Annotated in this window: 10 protein-coding genes; 4 read left to right on the top strand and 6 right to left on the bottom strand. The window is 63.7% G+C overall.

The annotated features are described in order from the left end of the window. Positions 1-409: 409 nt before the first annotated feature. The 3 genes from IF10I1_RS14505 to IF10I1_RS14495 all read right to left on the bottom strand — a co-directional run bounded on the left by IF10I1_RS14505 (position 410) and on the right by IF10I1_RS14495 (position 3,676). Entirely contained in the window at positions 410-2,428 is a 2,019-nt protein-coding gene (locus tag IF10I1_RS14505; protein WP_186393341.1) for a murein L,D-transpeptidase, read from the bottom strand. A gap of 357 nt (positions 2,429-2,785) precedes the next feature. Next, positions 2,786-3,364 carry a single-stranded DNA-binding protein gene (locus IF10I1_RS14500; protein ID WP_050473285.1) on the bottom strand — a complete coding sequence of 193 codons (579 nt, stop codon included), beginning with the start codon at positions 3,362-3,364 and terminating at the stop codon, positions 2,786-2,788. A 138-nt stretch (positions 3,365-3,502) separates the two neighbouring features. Next, positions 3,503-3,676, bottom strand: a complete 174-nt coding sequence (locus IF10I1_RS14495) for a hypothetical protein (protein ID WP_186393340.1) — start codon at positions 3,674-3,676, stop codon at positions 3,503-3,505. A gap of 512 nt (positions 3,677-4,188) precedes the next feature. Between IF10I1_RS14495 and uvrA the strand changes: the two genes are divergently transcribed. From uvrA to IF10I1_RS14480, 3 genes are all read left to right on the top strand, one after another. Beyond that, positions 4,189-7,098, top strand: a complete 2,910-nt coding sequence (gene uvrA, locus IF10I1_RS14490) for an excinuclease ABC subunit UvrA (RefSeq protein ID WP_186393985.1) — start codon at positions 4,189-4,191, stop codon at positions 7,096-7,098. A gap of 692 nt (positions 7,099-7,790) precedes the next feature. Next, positions 7,791-7,940: a DUF1127 domain-containing protein gene (locus IF10I1_RS14485; RefSeq protein WP_019966089.1), complete on the top strand. Its 150-nt coding sequence runs from the start codon at positions 7,791-7,793 to the stop codon at positions 7,938-7,940. A gap of 504 nt (positions 7,941-8,444) precedes the next feature. After that, positions 8,445-8,594, top strand: coding sequence for a DUF1127 domain-containing protein (locus tag IF10I1_RS14480; RefSeq protein WP_019966090.1), 150 nt, complete (start codon positions 8,445-8,447; stop codon positions 8,592-8,594). Positions 8,595-8,874: 280 nt separating this feature from the next. Here the strand turns inward: IF10I1_RS14480 and IF10I1_RS14475 are convergent, their stop codons facing one another. Then, positions 8,875-9,525 (bottom strand): hypothetical protein, encoded by a 651-nt coding sequence (locus IF10I1_RS14475; protein ID WP_186393339.1) that lies wholly within the window; start codon positions 9,523-9,525, stop codon positions 8,875-8,877. 224 nt (positions 9,526-9,749) lie between these two features. On the opposite strand from IF10I1_RS14475, the gene trmFO reads away from it, so the two are divergent. Further along, positions 9,750-11,210 carry a methylenetetrahydrofolate--tRNA-(uracil(54)-C(5))-methyltransferase (FADH(2)-oxidizing) TrmFO gene (gene trmFO, locus IF10I1_RS14470; RefSeq protein ID WP_186393338.1) on the top strand — a complete coding sequence of 487 codons (1,461 nt, stop codon included), beginning with the start codon at positions 9,750-9,752 and terminating at the stop codon, positions 11,208-11,210. A gap of 161 nt (positions 11,211-11,371) precedes the next feature. Here trmFO and gmk read toward each other — a convergent pair whose 3' ends face one another. Both gmk and IF10I1_RS14460 read right to left on the bottom strand, forming a co-directional pair. After that, positions 11,372-12,097, bottom strand: coding sequence for a guanylate kinase (gene gmk / locus IF10I1_RS14465; protein ID WP_186393337.1), 726 nt, complete (start codon positions 12,095-12,097; stop codon positions 11,372-11,374). Between the two features lie 3 nt (positions 12,098-12,100). Then, positions 12,101-12,991 carry a YicC/YloC family endoribonuclease gene (locus IF10I1_RS14460; protein WP_186393336.1) on the bottom strand — a complete coding sequence of 297 codons (891 nt, stop codon included), beginning with the start codon at positions 12,989-12,991 and terminating at the stop codon, positions 12,101-12,103. Between the last annotated feature and the right edge of the window lie 12 nt (positions 12,992-13,003).

Raw genomic sequence — 13,003 nt, 5'->3', positions numbered from 1 at the left:
GGCATCGCCCGGCTCCGGGAGGGCGCAGACCACGACAGGAACAATCCCCGAAAGATTGGCGGCTTGCGTGGTGACGTCACGCAGGCTGCCCATTCGCGGGGGACCTTTCATGCCGCCTGCTTGGCAGACTGTCCAATCAGACGGGCTCCGCCGACCGGCAAGGACCGTTGCAGGTCATCGGCAAGCAGACGGTAACAACGGATGCGTGAAGAGCGTCCGGGACCGTGTGGCGGACGAGCGTTACGGCTTCGTGCGTCATCACCTTCTGCCCGCCGGCTCACTGGTCCTGGCTCACTGGTCCTGGCGCGTCCTGGGCTTGGCCGGATGACGATGGAGAGGTGACGTGTCTGTCAATAAACTGAAGGCGGCCCCGGTTGGGCCGCCTTCATGAGTTCTATGCGTTCAGATCTCAGCTTTCCGCCGTTCCCCGCGCCTTGCGGGTGGCCTCGAGGGCTTTCTGCAGATAGGCGTCGCGGTCATAGACATCGCCGAAATAGCCGATGCTGCCATCCGTCTGCGGCCAGGCGGTGAAATAGGCGATATAGACCGGGATGTTCCCGGCAACGTCTTCCGAGTTGTTCTTGCCTGTGGCAATGCGGCTGGCCACATGCGCCTCGGTCTTGCCCAGCACGGCGGCGGCCATGGCGCGCGGGTCGGCAAGGCGCACGCAGCCGTGGCTGAAGGCGCGCATGTCCTTCTTGAACAGCGAGCGCGACGGCGTGTCATGCATGTAGATGGCGTGCTTGTTGGGGAAGAGGATCTTCAGCTCGCCAAGCGCGTTGTCATCGCCTGGGCGCTGGCGCACGTTGACCCGCATCTTGCCGGTGGCCACCGCATGCCAGTCGACACTGGCCGAGGAAATCGGCTTGCCCGCCGCCGTCGTCACCTCATATCCGGCCTTGTCGAGCCACGCCGGATCCTGCTGCAGCTTCGACAGCTTCTCATTGACGATGATCGAATAGGGCACGCCCCAATAGGGGTTGTATTCCACCGTCTCGATGGTGTCGTAGAAGAAGTTGGTCTGGTTCGACTTCTTGCCGATGACCGCGCGCATTTCCAGCGGCGTCTTGCCCGGCTCGAAATAGGCAACCGTGAAGGCCGGCTGGTTGATGAAGACGCGGCGCTCGCCCAGGTTTTCCGGCAGCCAGCGCATCCGCTCCAGCGCCAGTTCCACCTTGGCGATCTTCGAGGCGTTGCTTTCGCCCGTCAGCGCCTGGATGGTGCCCGCCCCCACCACGCCATCGGCATTGAGCCCGGTTTCGGCCTGATAGGCCTTGACCAGACCGGCGATGGCATCGCTGTAAAGCTCCTCGCCCATATAGGTGTCGAGCAGATCCTTGTGCGCCTCCAGAAGCGCCGCCGAGCCGCGCAGGCGGATGGCGGCGACCACATTCTTCACCTCGGGGCTGGACTTGCCGGCTTTCAGCAGCGTGCCGGCCGCAATCACCACCTGCGGGGTATCGGCGGTCTCGCGCTTCAGCCGCGCCAGCTCTTCAACCAGCGCGGTGAACTGGGGCGATGCCAGCTGGCGCGAGCGCAGGTACTGTCCCGCATCGGCAGCCGCCGCCAGTCCTTTCGCCTCGGCCGTCAGGTCCACCTTGTGGCGCGGCAGGTCGTGATAGCCGGAGATGCGGTTCGGATCGACACGGCCACGGCGCGCATCCAGCACATAGGTCAGCGCCGCGATGGACGCCTTGACCTCAAAATCCACCAGAGCCGCATCGCGGGCCGCCGGCTCAAGGCCGGTGAGCGCAGGCGCCTCGACCCGGTAATCGGCCGGATCCAGCCCGAAATCCCCTGCCCGCTCCAGCTCGGACTTCAGCGCGGCAAACCGGGCACCGGGCGCACCATTTTCGACCCAGATGAAACGCGGCTCCTGCGCATAGAACGCTTCGACCACCTTTGCCACTTCCGGCAAGGCCTTGAAGCTGAGCGCAGCAAAGGCCGGGCGTGCCGCGTCAAAGGCCAGAGCCGCCTTATCCTCGGCGGGCTCCGGCTGAACGGCCGGCGAAGCGATGCTGCCGGTCTGGTCAGCCACAGAGTGAGGTGCAACGGCCTGAGGTGCAACGGGCTGAGCGGACACGGTCAGCGCTGTGCCAGTCTCACCGGACGTGGCACCGCCGGCCGTTTGAGCTGCTGCGGGCTGGGGGCTTACGGCCAGCGCCTTCAGAGAGAAGGCCGCCAGCTGATCGGCCTTGTACGTGTAATATTTCGGAGCGGAGACCTTGTTGGCGGCGATCACGGCCTTGTCCAGCACCGGCGCCGGTGCCGGCTGAACAGGCTGGGGCTCGTCCACGGGACGTCCGCCGAAAATCCGGTCCAGAAACGCATCGGCAGGCTGAACGCTGGCGGTCAGCGTGAGGGAAGCAATGGCAGCGCTTGCCAGAAGTGTGGAGAGGAAACGTGCGGGCTGCAGCGTATGACGCATGGTCTCAAAAGGCCTCAAGCTCGAAATCAGATGAGGACCGGCCACTCGCCCCCGGGGCCAATCCGCTCAATGATGCCGGGGCAGTCCACAAAGCCTCGCAGGTATAAGATCTTGCCGCTGTGACCGGTGTCACAGGAACGGCGGACCGGCAGATGGAGCCCGGTTTCCGAACGTTCAGACCCTGCAGACTGTTCCGCTGGCAGAGCGCAAAGCTACCCTGCCCGCAGCAACCAGATGGTTAATGAAACCCAACCTTCACAACAGTTTGAAGCGGATGCCCGGCCCCGGCGCGCCCCTGCATTTCTCTGCAAGGGCGGCCATCAGGTCCAGCCATCCGTAGGCTTCCGCAACACTCCGTCAGAACGGGATCTCGTCGTCCATGCCGCCGCCATAGCCGCCGCCTGCACCACCGGAGCCGCCAGAGCCACCGCCATACCCGCCGCCGCCACTGGAGCCGCCACCGTAACCGCTGCCGCCGCTCGAACCACCGCCATAGCCGCCGCCACCGCTGGAGCCGCCTTCATAGCCGCCGCCTGAGCCGTAATCCGGCAGTGCGCCACCACCACCGCCGCCGCCGCCTTCACCGCGCCCGTCCAGCATGGTCAGTGCCGAGTTGAAGCCCTGCAGCACCACTTCGGTGGAGAAGCGCTCCTGGCCGCTCTGGTCCTGCCATTTGCGGGTCTGCAGCTGCCCTTCGATGTAAACCTTCGCGCCCTTGCGAAGATATTGCTCGGCGATCTTGCAAAGGCCTTCATTGAAGATCACCACCCGGTGCCATTCGGTGCGCTCGCGCCGCTCCCCCGACCCGCGGTCCCGCCACGTCTCGGACGTGGCAATGCGCAAATTGGCGATGGGACGGCCATCCTGCGTGCGGCGGATCTCGGGATCCGCCCCCAGATTGCCAACCAGAATGACCTTGTTCACGCTACCCGCCATACCAGTGGCTCCTGCTTTTGTCTGTCGTTTGTCGTCCAATCCCGGCACGGGCACAGCCCAAGGCCGGCGCCGCCCTGCGCCTGCCCGCTGCTCACAAGAACAGCCTGGAAACACGCCCCTTCCGGCCCGGAAGCCAGATCAGGCGCCCTTCTGGACGGCAGCAGAAACCGGTTGATCGGGCGACCCTAACGCCTCTTCGCCCCTCATGCGAACCATTCTGCCCGGCTGCGCCGCGTTGTCCACAAAGCTGGCCGCTTTCAAGCCGCTGCTGGCATAGATTGTTCTTTTTTTGTTCCTGTCGTCAAGAGCCATTTTCCTGCCTTGGCGGAAAAGACCCGGCCCCACCGGAAAAGAGGCACGACAGCAGTTTTTCGCGGAGATGCGGCTTGCTTCAGATTTTTGTTCCTGTTACGTTCCTTACGAAATGTGATCCGGCAGACCCGCAAAAAACGTAGGCCAAGCCGCAGATTGTCAAAGGCCTGCCCTTGAAGATGCGAAGGAAGGACCGCAGATGAGACAGACGGAACATTCCGGACAGACGGGTCCGTCCTTGCCGGTCAAGCACGAACCATCGCCGCAGCTCAGGCTTTTCTCAGGCTGATTTTTTCACGAGCCTTCCACCGCGCCTGACCGGAACAGGCCAGGACATTCTCACCCGCACAGCATTTTGCCAGTTGAGGCCTGTTGTGCGGCGCTTATAACTGCTGCCAGTTTTCATGCCCGCGCCGGGCAAGTTCAGGACGATACCGATGGCCAAGGATGCCGCCGCCGAACCGCAGAGCAAGGAACAGGGATCTGCCCTGACGGGCCTCAGCCGTGACAAGATGATTTCCATCCGCGGCGCGCGCGAGCACAATCTCAAGAACGTTGATCTGGACCTGCCGCGCGACAAGCTGATCGTGATGACGGGCCTGTCCGGTTCGGGCAAGTCGTCTCTCGCCTTCGACACGATCTATGCGGAAGGCCAGCGCCGCTATGTCGAAAGCCTCTCGGCCTATGCCCGCCAGTTTCTGGAGATGATGCAGAAGCCGGATGTGGATCAGATCGACGGCCTGTCTCCCGCCATCTCGATCGAACAGAAAACCACCTCGCGCAACCCGCGCTCGACGGTGGGCACGGTCACCGAGATCTATGACTACATGCGCCTGCTGTTTGCGCGCGTGGGCATCCCCTACTCGCCGGCGACGGGTTTACCGATCGAGAGCCAGACCGTCAGCCAGATGGTCGACAGGGTCATGTCGCTGGAGGAAGGCACCCGGCTTTACCTGCTGGCTCCGGTGGTGCGCGGGCGCAAGGGCGAGTACCGCAAGGAACTGGCCGAGCTGATGAAAAAGGGCTTCCAGCGGGTCAAGATCAACGGCGAGTTTCATGAGATCTCCGAGGCCCCGGCCCTCGACAAGAAGTTCAAGCATGACATCGATGTGGTGGTGGACCGCATCGTCGTGCGCGAGGACATTGCAGGCCGTCTTGCAGACTCCTTCGAAACGGCGTTGAAGCTGGCCGATGGCATTGCCATTGCCGAGTTTGCGGACAAGCCGCTGGAAATCGCCACCGGCAAGGATGCGGTGCTGCAGAACCGCAATGAAACCCATGAGCGGATCATCTTTTCGGAGAAATTCGCCTGCCCGGTGTCCGGCTTCACCATCCCCGAGATCGAGCCCCGCCTCTTCTCCTTCAACAATCCCTTCGGCGCTTGCCCGTCCTGTGACGGCCTTGGCACGACACTGGCCTTCGAGGCTGACCTTGTGGTGCCCGATCAGAGCCTGTCGCTGCGCGAGGGCGCGGTGCTGCCCTGGGCCAAGACCGGTTCGACCTCGCCCTATTATGCCCAGACGCTGGAAGCCATCTGCCGGCATTTCAAGGTGTCCATGGCAACACCCTGGCGCGAGCTGCCGGATGACGTGCGCCATGCGGTGCTGTACGGCACCGGCAAGACCGAGCTTGAGTTCGTTTATGACGACGGTGTGCGCAGCTACCGCGCAAAGAAGACCTTCGAAGGCGTTCTGGGCAATATCGAGCGGCGCTGGCGCGAAACGGATTCGGCCTGGGTCCGTGAAGAGCTGGAGCGTTTCCAGTCAAACCACCCCTGCCCGGCCTGTAACGGCTACCGCCTGAAGCCCGAGGCCCTCGCCGTCAAGATTGGCGGCAAGCACATCGGCCACGCGGCGGACATGTCGATCCGCGATGCCGGGGCCTGGTTCAACGGGCTGGATGAGGCGCTCAACGGCAAGCAGCAGGAAATTGCCGCAAGGATTCTCAAGGAAATCCGCGAGCGGCTGAAATTCCTCAATGATGTGGGGCTGGAGTATCTGTCGCTGTCACGCAATTCCGGCACGTTGTCGGGTGGCGAAAGCCAGCGGATCCGTCTGGCTTCGCAGATCGGCTCCGGCCTGACGGGCGTTCTTTATGTGCTGGACGAGCCGTCGATCGGCCTGCATCAGCGCGACAATGCAAGGCTTCTCGACACGCTGCGCCACCTGCGCGATCTCGGCAACACCGTCATCGTCGTGGAGCATGACGAGGATGCGGTGCTGACGGCCGATTATGTGGTGGATGTGGGGCCGGGCGCGGGCGTCCATGGCGGCCAGATCGTTGCGAAGGGCACGCCGGCGCAGATCATGGCAGACCCGAATTCGCTCACAGGGCAATATCTGAGCGGGACGCGCGGCATCGCCTTGCCCGCAGAGCGGCGCAAGATCAACAAGAAGCGCCAGATCAAGGTCATCGGCGCGCGCGGCAACAATCTGAAGAATGTCACGGCGGAAATTCCGCTTGGCACCTTCACCTGCATCACCGGCGTCTCGGGGGGCGGCAAGTCCACCTTCCTCATCGACACCCTGTTCCGGTCGGCCGCACGGCGGCTCAACGGCGCACGCGAGAACCCTGCCCCGCATGACCGGATCGAGGGGCTGGAGCATCTCGACAAGGTGATCGACATCGACCAGTCGCCCATCGGCCGGACCCCGCGCTCGAATCCTGCGACCTACACGGGGGCCTTCACGCCGATTCGTGAATGGTTCGCCAGCATGCCGGAATCAAAGGCGCGCGGCTATCAGCCCGGACGCTTCTCCTTCAACGTCAAGGGCGGCCGCTGCGAAGCCTGCCAGGGCGATGGCGTCATCAAGATCGAGATGCACTTCCTGCCGGACATCTATGTCACCTGCGACGTCTGCAAGGGCAAGCGCTACAACCGCGAGACGCTTGAAGTGCAGTTCAAGGGCAAGTCGATCGCCGACGTGCTCGACATGACCGTTGAAGAGGCGGCGGGATTCTTCTCGGCCGTTCCGGCGGTGCGCGAAAAGATGGAAACCCTGGCGCGGGTGGGGCTCGGCTATATCAAGGTGGGCCAGCAGGCGACGACGCTCTCCGGCGGTGAGGCACAGCGTGTGAAGCTGGCCAAGGAACTGTCACGCCGGTCCACCGGCCGCACACTCTATATCCTGGACGAGCCGACGACCGGCCTGCATTTCCATGATGTGGCCAAGCTGCTGGAAGTGCTGCACGAACTGGTCGAGCAGGGCAATTCGGTGCTGGTGATCGAGCATAATCTCGAGGTCATCAAGACGGCGGACTGGCTGATCGACTTCGGTCCTGAGGGCGGCGATGGCGGCGGCACGGTGGTGGCCGAAGGCCGTCCGGAGGATGTGGCCGCGAATCCCGCAAGCCATACCGGGCAGTTCCTCAAGGAGCTGCTGGAGCGCCGCCCGCAGAAACGGACCGCCGCAGCCGAGTGACAAGGAAAGGGCGCCTCTGAGCGGGTGCCCCCCCTTCCGGGAGCGGACGCCGGAGGCTGAGGACGCACAGACGCGCCGCATATCGGCCGCCGGCCGCCTTGAGCGAAGCGGAGATCCGGGGACGGCTCGCAGCGGGAGGTCTCCGGGGGACCGGCATGACGGGCGGTATAGGCGTGAGGCCTGCCGGGTGCCGGTTCGGGCTGTTTTCAGCAGTTTCCGGCATCTCTTCCGCGAGCAAGCAGACTGACCCGCGGGCTGAAGCGGCGGCCCGGGAGGGCTCCAAGGCCGCAGATCCCTGACTATGAATCCCTTGTGGCAGCTTCTGAAATGTGGCTCACGCCATGCACCCGGCGCATGTGGCAAGCGCGAATCCGGCTATCGCTGCATTGCAACACAAGTCTTGCGGCACCACGCAATCGGGACACAACCGAAGGCCTCCTGCATATTTCCTGCTGCAGCGCAAATTCCTGCAATTTTATCGGTTTAAATGCCCTTCACCTCGCCTGATGACCGCTCATCATCGTTTGTTTTTCCGCCTTGCATAATTCGCATGACTGACATGCCAAACTTCCACTTCTCGCAAATGCGAAAACGGACTATCTCTTGGACATCGGAACGGCGCTGCACCGCACAATGGCCAAACCGGCCGCGGGCCGACAGCTGACGCTCCAGACGGTTCAAGGAACACGAAAATGATCGACACTGTTGTTCGCAAGTACAATTCCTGGGTCAACTACCGCCGCACGGTGGACGAGCTGTCCCGTCTGTCCAATCGCGAACTCAGCGACCTGGGCATTGGCCGCGGCGATATCCGCTTCATCGCACGCCGCGCCAGCATGTAATCGAGATCGCGGTCACAGGCTCTCCTCCTCCCAAGCCTTGTGACTGTGTGCCGGCGGGGTTCTTCTCCTCCCAAACCCTGCCTGCTGAAACAGCGCCCGCCAGTACCTCCTCCCACTGGCGGGCGTTCGTTTGTCTGACGTTCGATACGTCTTTCAAATCAAATCGCTAGCTCTCATGTCAGGCTGCCGCAGATTTGCCGGCGGCCTTTTTGCTGTCCGCCCTGCCCTTCCCTCCGCCCGCCGCTTTCCCTTCCGGCAAAGCAACTCTACGGCAGGTGCGCGGCCCTGATTCCGCCCTGCGGCGGAGGGCTTCGCCACAATCCGGCCACATGCCCTTCACCTGTGCAGATGCACATTAATCATGCATTGCATTGCCTGCAGGGCAGGCATGTTGAAGCCCCCATAGCTGAAACCGGCGAACAGGCCTAGATAAGGGTCACAAGATGCAACGCCAACAAGAGCGCTGCCACAGCTTCAAAGACAAAGCAAAGAACGGATAAAATCATGCTGCACGACATCGTCTCCAAGTATCGCTCGTGGAAGAAGTACCGCGCCACCTATGAAGAGCTGGCCCGCATGTCCTCGCGTGAGCTGAGCGACATCGGCATCTCCCGCGCGGACATCGCCTCCGTCGCCCGCGGGGCCATGCGCTAAGACGCAGCCCCAACCCTGTTTTCGCTGCTCTGCAGCATAAGCAGGCCAGCCATGCAGAATTGTGCATGGCGGTATCGCCCGGCCCGCGGTACAACATACTCAACAACGGGGCGCCAAGCGGTGCCTCAGTTCTCCCGGACCAAAGGACTCCTCCTCCCACCTGCGGTCCGGAACAAGCCGGTTCTCCTCCTCCCGAACCGGCTCTGGAAAGAGCGCTCGCCGAACTCCTCCTCCCATCGGCGAGCGCTTTTCTCGTTTTAAGCACCCCTTCAAATTTTCATCACCAGGCACCTGCTGCGGCAAACCAGCTTTCGAGCGGCTGCACCACAGGCGGCTCGGCATTGGCGCGCACCCAGCTGTCGATGGCATAGGCCTGACCGCCCGCGCTTTCCCGCAGAACCGCCGTGGCATGCGGATAGCGCCCGTCCAGCAGGAAGCCGCGCGCCACGGGCGATGCGACACGATGGTGGCGCAACAGCCCCGCGCGTTCTGCATAAAGAAGCAGGCTGGTGGTGTTGCTAGCCTCGTCGATACAATCCATCTGACCCGGCACACCGGCATTGCGCATGTCGAGGCCGCCAATATCCGGTGCGGTTCCAAGCGCTGCCGTCACACGAGCTTCCTGCCACTGCACGGCCCTGGACACGGCCCTGCGCTCTGCCGCAGGCGATTCCTTGCCTGAGGCGAGAATCGATGCAAGCTTCCGCTTGTCCGCGCCGGAAAAATCCACCGGCGCCTTGTAGGTGCAGCCGAAGCCGTGACAGATGTAGAGCCTGTCCTCCCGGGGGAGCAGCGCTTTGCGGTCGCGGTACCAGGTCTCCGGCCCCAGCTCCGCCTGCGCCGCGCAGCCCGCCAGCATCGCGGCCGCCAGCAGCATCTGAAGGGCGCGTCCTGCCTTGCTGAGGCGCAGGTGCCTTGCCTTGGTCTGCATGTGCCGCCTTCCTTTTCAGCCGGAGCGCTGCCCGTCCGCGCCAGTCTCCGGACCTCTCTCTGCGCAGCCTACGTCAAACGCCCCCGTCCCGCCAAACGCCAGACCGCCCCGGCTCAGGTTCAACGGCGGCTTTCCGTTGCATCGCCTCTGTCATGCAGGTATCAGGGGCTTGAGATGCAGGACCGCAGCGCGGACTGGCGCCGCAGGACCGGCCGCCGGGACATATGTCCGGTCCAGCCCCTTTTCAGCACAAGCACAGGCAGAGCCACGTGACGAAACCCATTCATGTGATCGGCGGCGGTCTCGCCGGTTCGGAAGCAAGCTGGCAGATCGCCCGCGCCGGCGTTCCGGTTGTTCTTCATGAAATGCGCCCGGTGCGGGCAACCGATGCCCACAAGACGGACGGGCTGGCCGAGCTGGTCTGCTCCAACTCCTTCCGCTCCGACGATGCGGATTACAACGCCGTCGGCCTGCTGCACTGGGAGCTGCGTCAGGCAGGCTCGCTGATCATGCAGGCGGCCGATGCCCATCAGGTGCCCGCCGGCAGCGCGCTGGCGGTGGACCGGGACGGCTTTTCGGAAGCGGTGACTCAGATGCTCACCTCGCACCCGCTGATCACCATCGAGCGCGGCGAGCTGACCAGCCTGCCGCCGGAGGACTGGGACAATGTGATCATTGCCACCGGCCCCCTCACCTCTCCGGCCCTGTCGGAAGCGATCCTGGCGCGCACGGGTGAGGATTCGCTCGCCTTCTTCGACGCCATTGCCCCGATCGTGCATTTTGATTCCATCAACATGGATGTGGCCTGGTTCCAGTCCCGCTATGACAAGGTGGGTCCGGGCGGCACGGGCAAGGATTACATCAACTGCCCTCTGGACAAGGCCCAGTACGAGGCCTTCATCGATGCGCTGATCGCAGGCGAGAAGACCGAATTCAAGGAATGGGAGGCCAACACCCCCTATTTCGACGGCTGCCTGCCCATCGAGGTGATGGCGGAGCGTGGCCGCGAAACCCTGCGCCATGGGCCGATGAAGCCGATGGGCCTTACCAACGCCCATAACCCGACCGTCAAGGCCTATGGCGTGGTGCAGCTGCGCCAGGACAATGCGCTCGGCACGCTCTACAACATGGTCGGCTTCCAGACGAAGCTGAAATATGGCGCGCAGGCCGAGATCTTCCGCATGATCCCGGGGCTGGAAGACGCCGTCTTTGCCCGTCTCGGCGGCTTGCACCGCAACACCTTCCTCAATTCGCCGAAGCTGCTCGATGGCACGCTGCGGCTGAAGGCCGATCCGCGCCTGCGCTTTGCCGGCCAGATCACCGGTTGCGAAGGCTATGTGGAATCGGCCTCCGTCGGCTGCATGGCCGGGCTGTTTGCCGCTGCGGCCGCCCAAGGACGCGAGCTGACGCCGCCGCCCGCCACCACGGCCATGGGCGCGCTGCTGGCGCATATCACCGGCGGCCACCTTGTGCATGAGGAAGAAGGCGCGCCGCGCTCATTCCAGCCAATGAATGTCAATTTCGGCCTGTTCCCGCCGGTGGAAGCCCCGAACAAGGGCGAAGACGGCAAGCGCCTGCGCGGGGCGGAAAAGGCCAAGGCCCGCAAGCTCGCCATGACCCAGCGGGCCCGCAGCGATTTCGGCGGCTGGGTGCAAGAAATCAGTCTTCCGCAGATGGCGGGCTGAGTGTGGCAGGTTGAAGACGCCTTTGGCAGGGCGGGCTCCTTGCGCCCCTGACAGGTCCCGGTACAAGGCCGGGACAGCGCGGAGGAAAGTCATTTCATTTCTTTCAAAACAAACAGGGCTCCGCATGCGGAGCCCTGTTTCGTTTCAAATGAAGGAAAAAATCAGCCTTCGGCATCGCTCGCACCGGCCTCGCCCAGCTCGCGGCGCAGGTCGTCCACCATGCCGTCGATGAAGGGGCCGATGGCGGCGGAGCGGGAGCGGCGGTGGCGCTCGGCGCGCAGGATGGACTGAACCGCCAGGAACGCGCGGCTGAGATCGTCATTGACGACCACATAGTCATATTCGCTCCAGTGGCGCATCTCGCCGACAGCAGTCTTTAGCCGCCTCAGGATCACGTCATCAGCATCTTCTGCACGACGGTGCAGGCGGGATTTCATCTCGGCAATGGACGGCGGCAGGATGAAGATGGACACCACATCCTCACGCATCCGCTCATAAAGCTGGAAGGTGCCCTGGATGTCGATGTCGAACAGCACGTCCCGGCCGCTGCGCAGCGCCTGCTCCACCGGATCGCGCGGCGTGCCGTAGTAATTGCCATGCACCTCGGCCCATTCCAGCAGCTCTTCCCGGTCGCGCATCAGCTCGAACTTTTCGCGGGAAATGAAATGGTAGTGCACGCCGTCAATCTCGCTAGTGCGGCGCGGGCGCGTCGTCACGGAGATGGACAGGGACAGGCTTGTCTCCTGCCCCAGCAGATTGCGGGCAATCGTCGACTTGCCCGCGCCCGAAGGCGAGGACAGAACGAGCATGAGGCCGCGGCGGTGTGCCTCGGCCTCATCGGCGGTAACGGATGTCCCGGCGGGACGGGCGGACTTGCTGCCGGCCATTGATCACTCCAGATTCTGGATCTGCTCACGCATCTGGTCGATGACGGATTTCAGCTCAAGGCCGATGGCCGTCAGCGCCACGTCATTGGATTTCGAGCAGAGCGTATTCGCTTCCCGGTTAAATTCCTGTGCGAGGAAATCGAGCTTGCGGCCCACAGGCCCGCCATCGGCCAGAAGCTTGCGGGCGGCAGCCACATGGGCGGCCAGCCGGTCCAGCTCCTCGCGGATGTCGGCGCGGGTCGCCAGCAGCACCGCCTCCTGATGCAGCCGCTGCGGCTCCAGCGCGGGCGCAGCCTCCAGCAGCGCCGAAACCTGTGCGGCAAGCCTGTCGCGAATGGCCTCTACCGTGCGCGCCGGATGCCTTTCGGCTGCATCCGTTGCTGCGGCAATGGCGGCCAGCTGGCCGTCCAGCACGGCGCCGATGGCCGCACCTTCCGCCTTGCGCATGGCGGCAAGCGCCTTCAGCGCCTCATCGAAGGACCCGGCGAGCGCTACAATCAAAGCCGCACGGGCCTCTTCGTCTTCCTCCGGCTCGCGCAGTTCCAGCACGCCCTTGTGGGCGAGGATGCCATCAAGGCTCGGCGGCACGGCTTCGGGCAGGCGCCGCTTCAGCAGCTGCACCGCATGCAGAACGGCTTCGAGCGCTGCCTCGTTGATGGTGAGAACTGCATCGCCCTGGTCCCGCTGCAGCGACAGGGAGATGGAGACATTGCCTCTGGCCAGAGCCTTGCCGCAGCGCTCGCGCAGCTGCGCTTCCAGATCTTCCATGCCCGGAGGCAGACGGAAGCGCAGATCAAGGCTCTTGCCGTTGACGGAGCGCAGTTCCCAGTGCCAGCGCACCGCGCCATGAGATCCTTCAACCCGGGCAAAGCCGGTCATGCTGGACAAAGCCATGTCCTGATCCTT

The sequence above is a fragment of the Pannonibacter sp. I15F10I1 genome, assembly GCF_900185665.1.
In the GTDB taxonomy this organism is placed as follows: Bacteria; Pseudomonadota; Alphaproteobacteria; order Rhizobiales; family Stappiaceae; genus Pannonibacter; species Pannonibacter indicus.
This window is presented reverse-complemented; position numbering and strand designations above follow the sequence as displayed.

Coding starts and splice junctions, on each gene's coding strand:
- IF10I1_RS14495 (WP_186393340.1), bottom strand. CDS start 3,676: ATGGCTCTTGACGACAGGAACAAAAAAAGAACAATCTATGCCAGCAGC.
- IF10I1_RS14485 (WP_019966089.1), top strand. CDS start 7,791: ATGATCGACACTGTTGTTCGCAAGTACAATTCCTGGGTCAACTACCGC.
- IF10I1_RS14480 (WP_019966090.1), top strand. CDS start 8,445: ATGCTGCACGACATCGTCTCCAAGTATCGCTCGTGGAAGAAGTACCGC.
- IF10I1_RS14505 (WP_186393341.1), bottom strand. CDS start 2,428: ATGCGTCATACGCTGCAGCCCGCACGTTTCCTCTCCACACTTCTGGCA.
- IF10I1_RS14500 (WP_050473285.1), bottom strand. CDS start 3,364: ATGGCGGGTAGCGTGAACAAGGTCATTCTGGTTGGCAATCTGGGGGCG.
- uvrA (WP_186393985.1), top strand. CDS start 4,189: ATGATTTCCATCCGCGGCGCGCGCGAGCACAATCTCAAGAACGTTGAT.
- IF10I1_RS14460 (WP_186393336.1), bottom strand. CDS start 12,991: ATGGCTTTGTCCAGCATGACCGGCTTTGCCCGGGTTGAAGGATCTCAT.
- gmk (WP_186393337.1), bottom strand. CDS start 12,097: ATGGCCGGCAGCAAGTCCGCCCGTCCCGCCGGGACATCCGTTACCGCC.
- IF10I1_RS14475 (WP_186393339.1), bottom strand. CDS start 9,525: ATGCAGACCAAGGCAAGGCACCTGCGCCTCAGCAAGGCAGGACGCGCC.
- trmFO (WP_186393338.1), top strand. CDS start 9,750: ATGTCCGGTCCAGCCCCTTTTCAGCACAAGCACAGGCAGAGCCACGTG.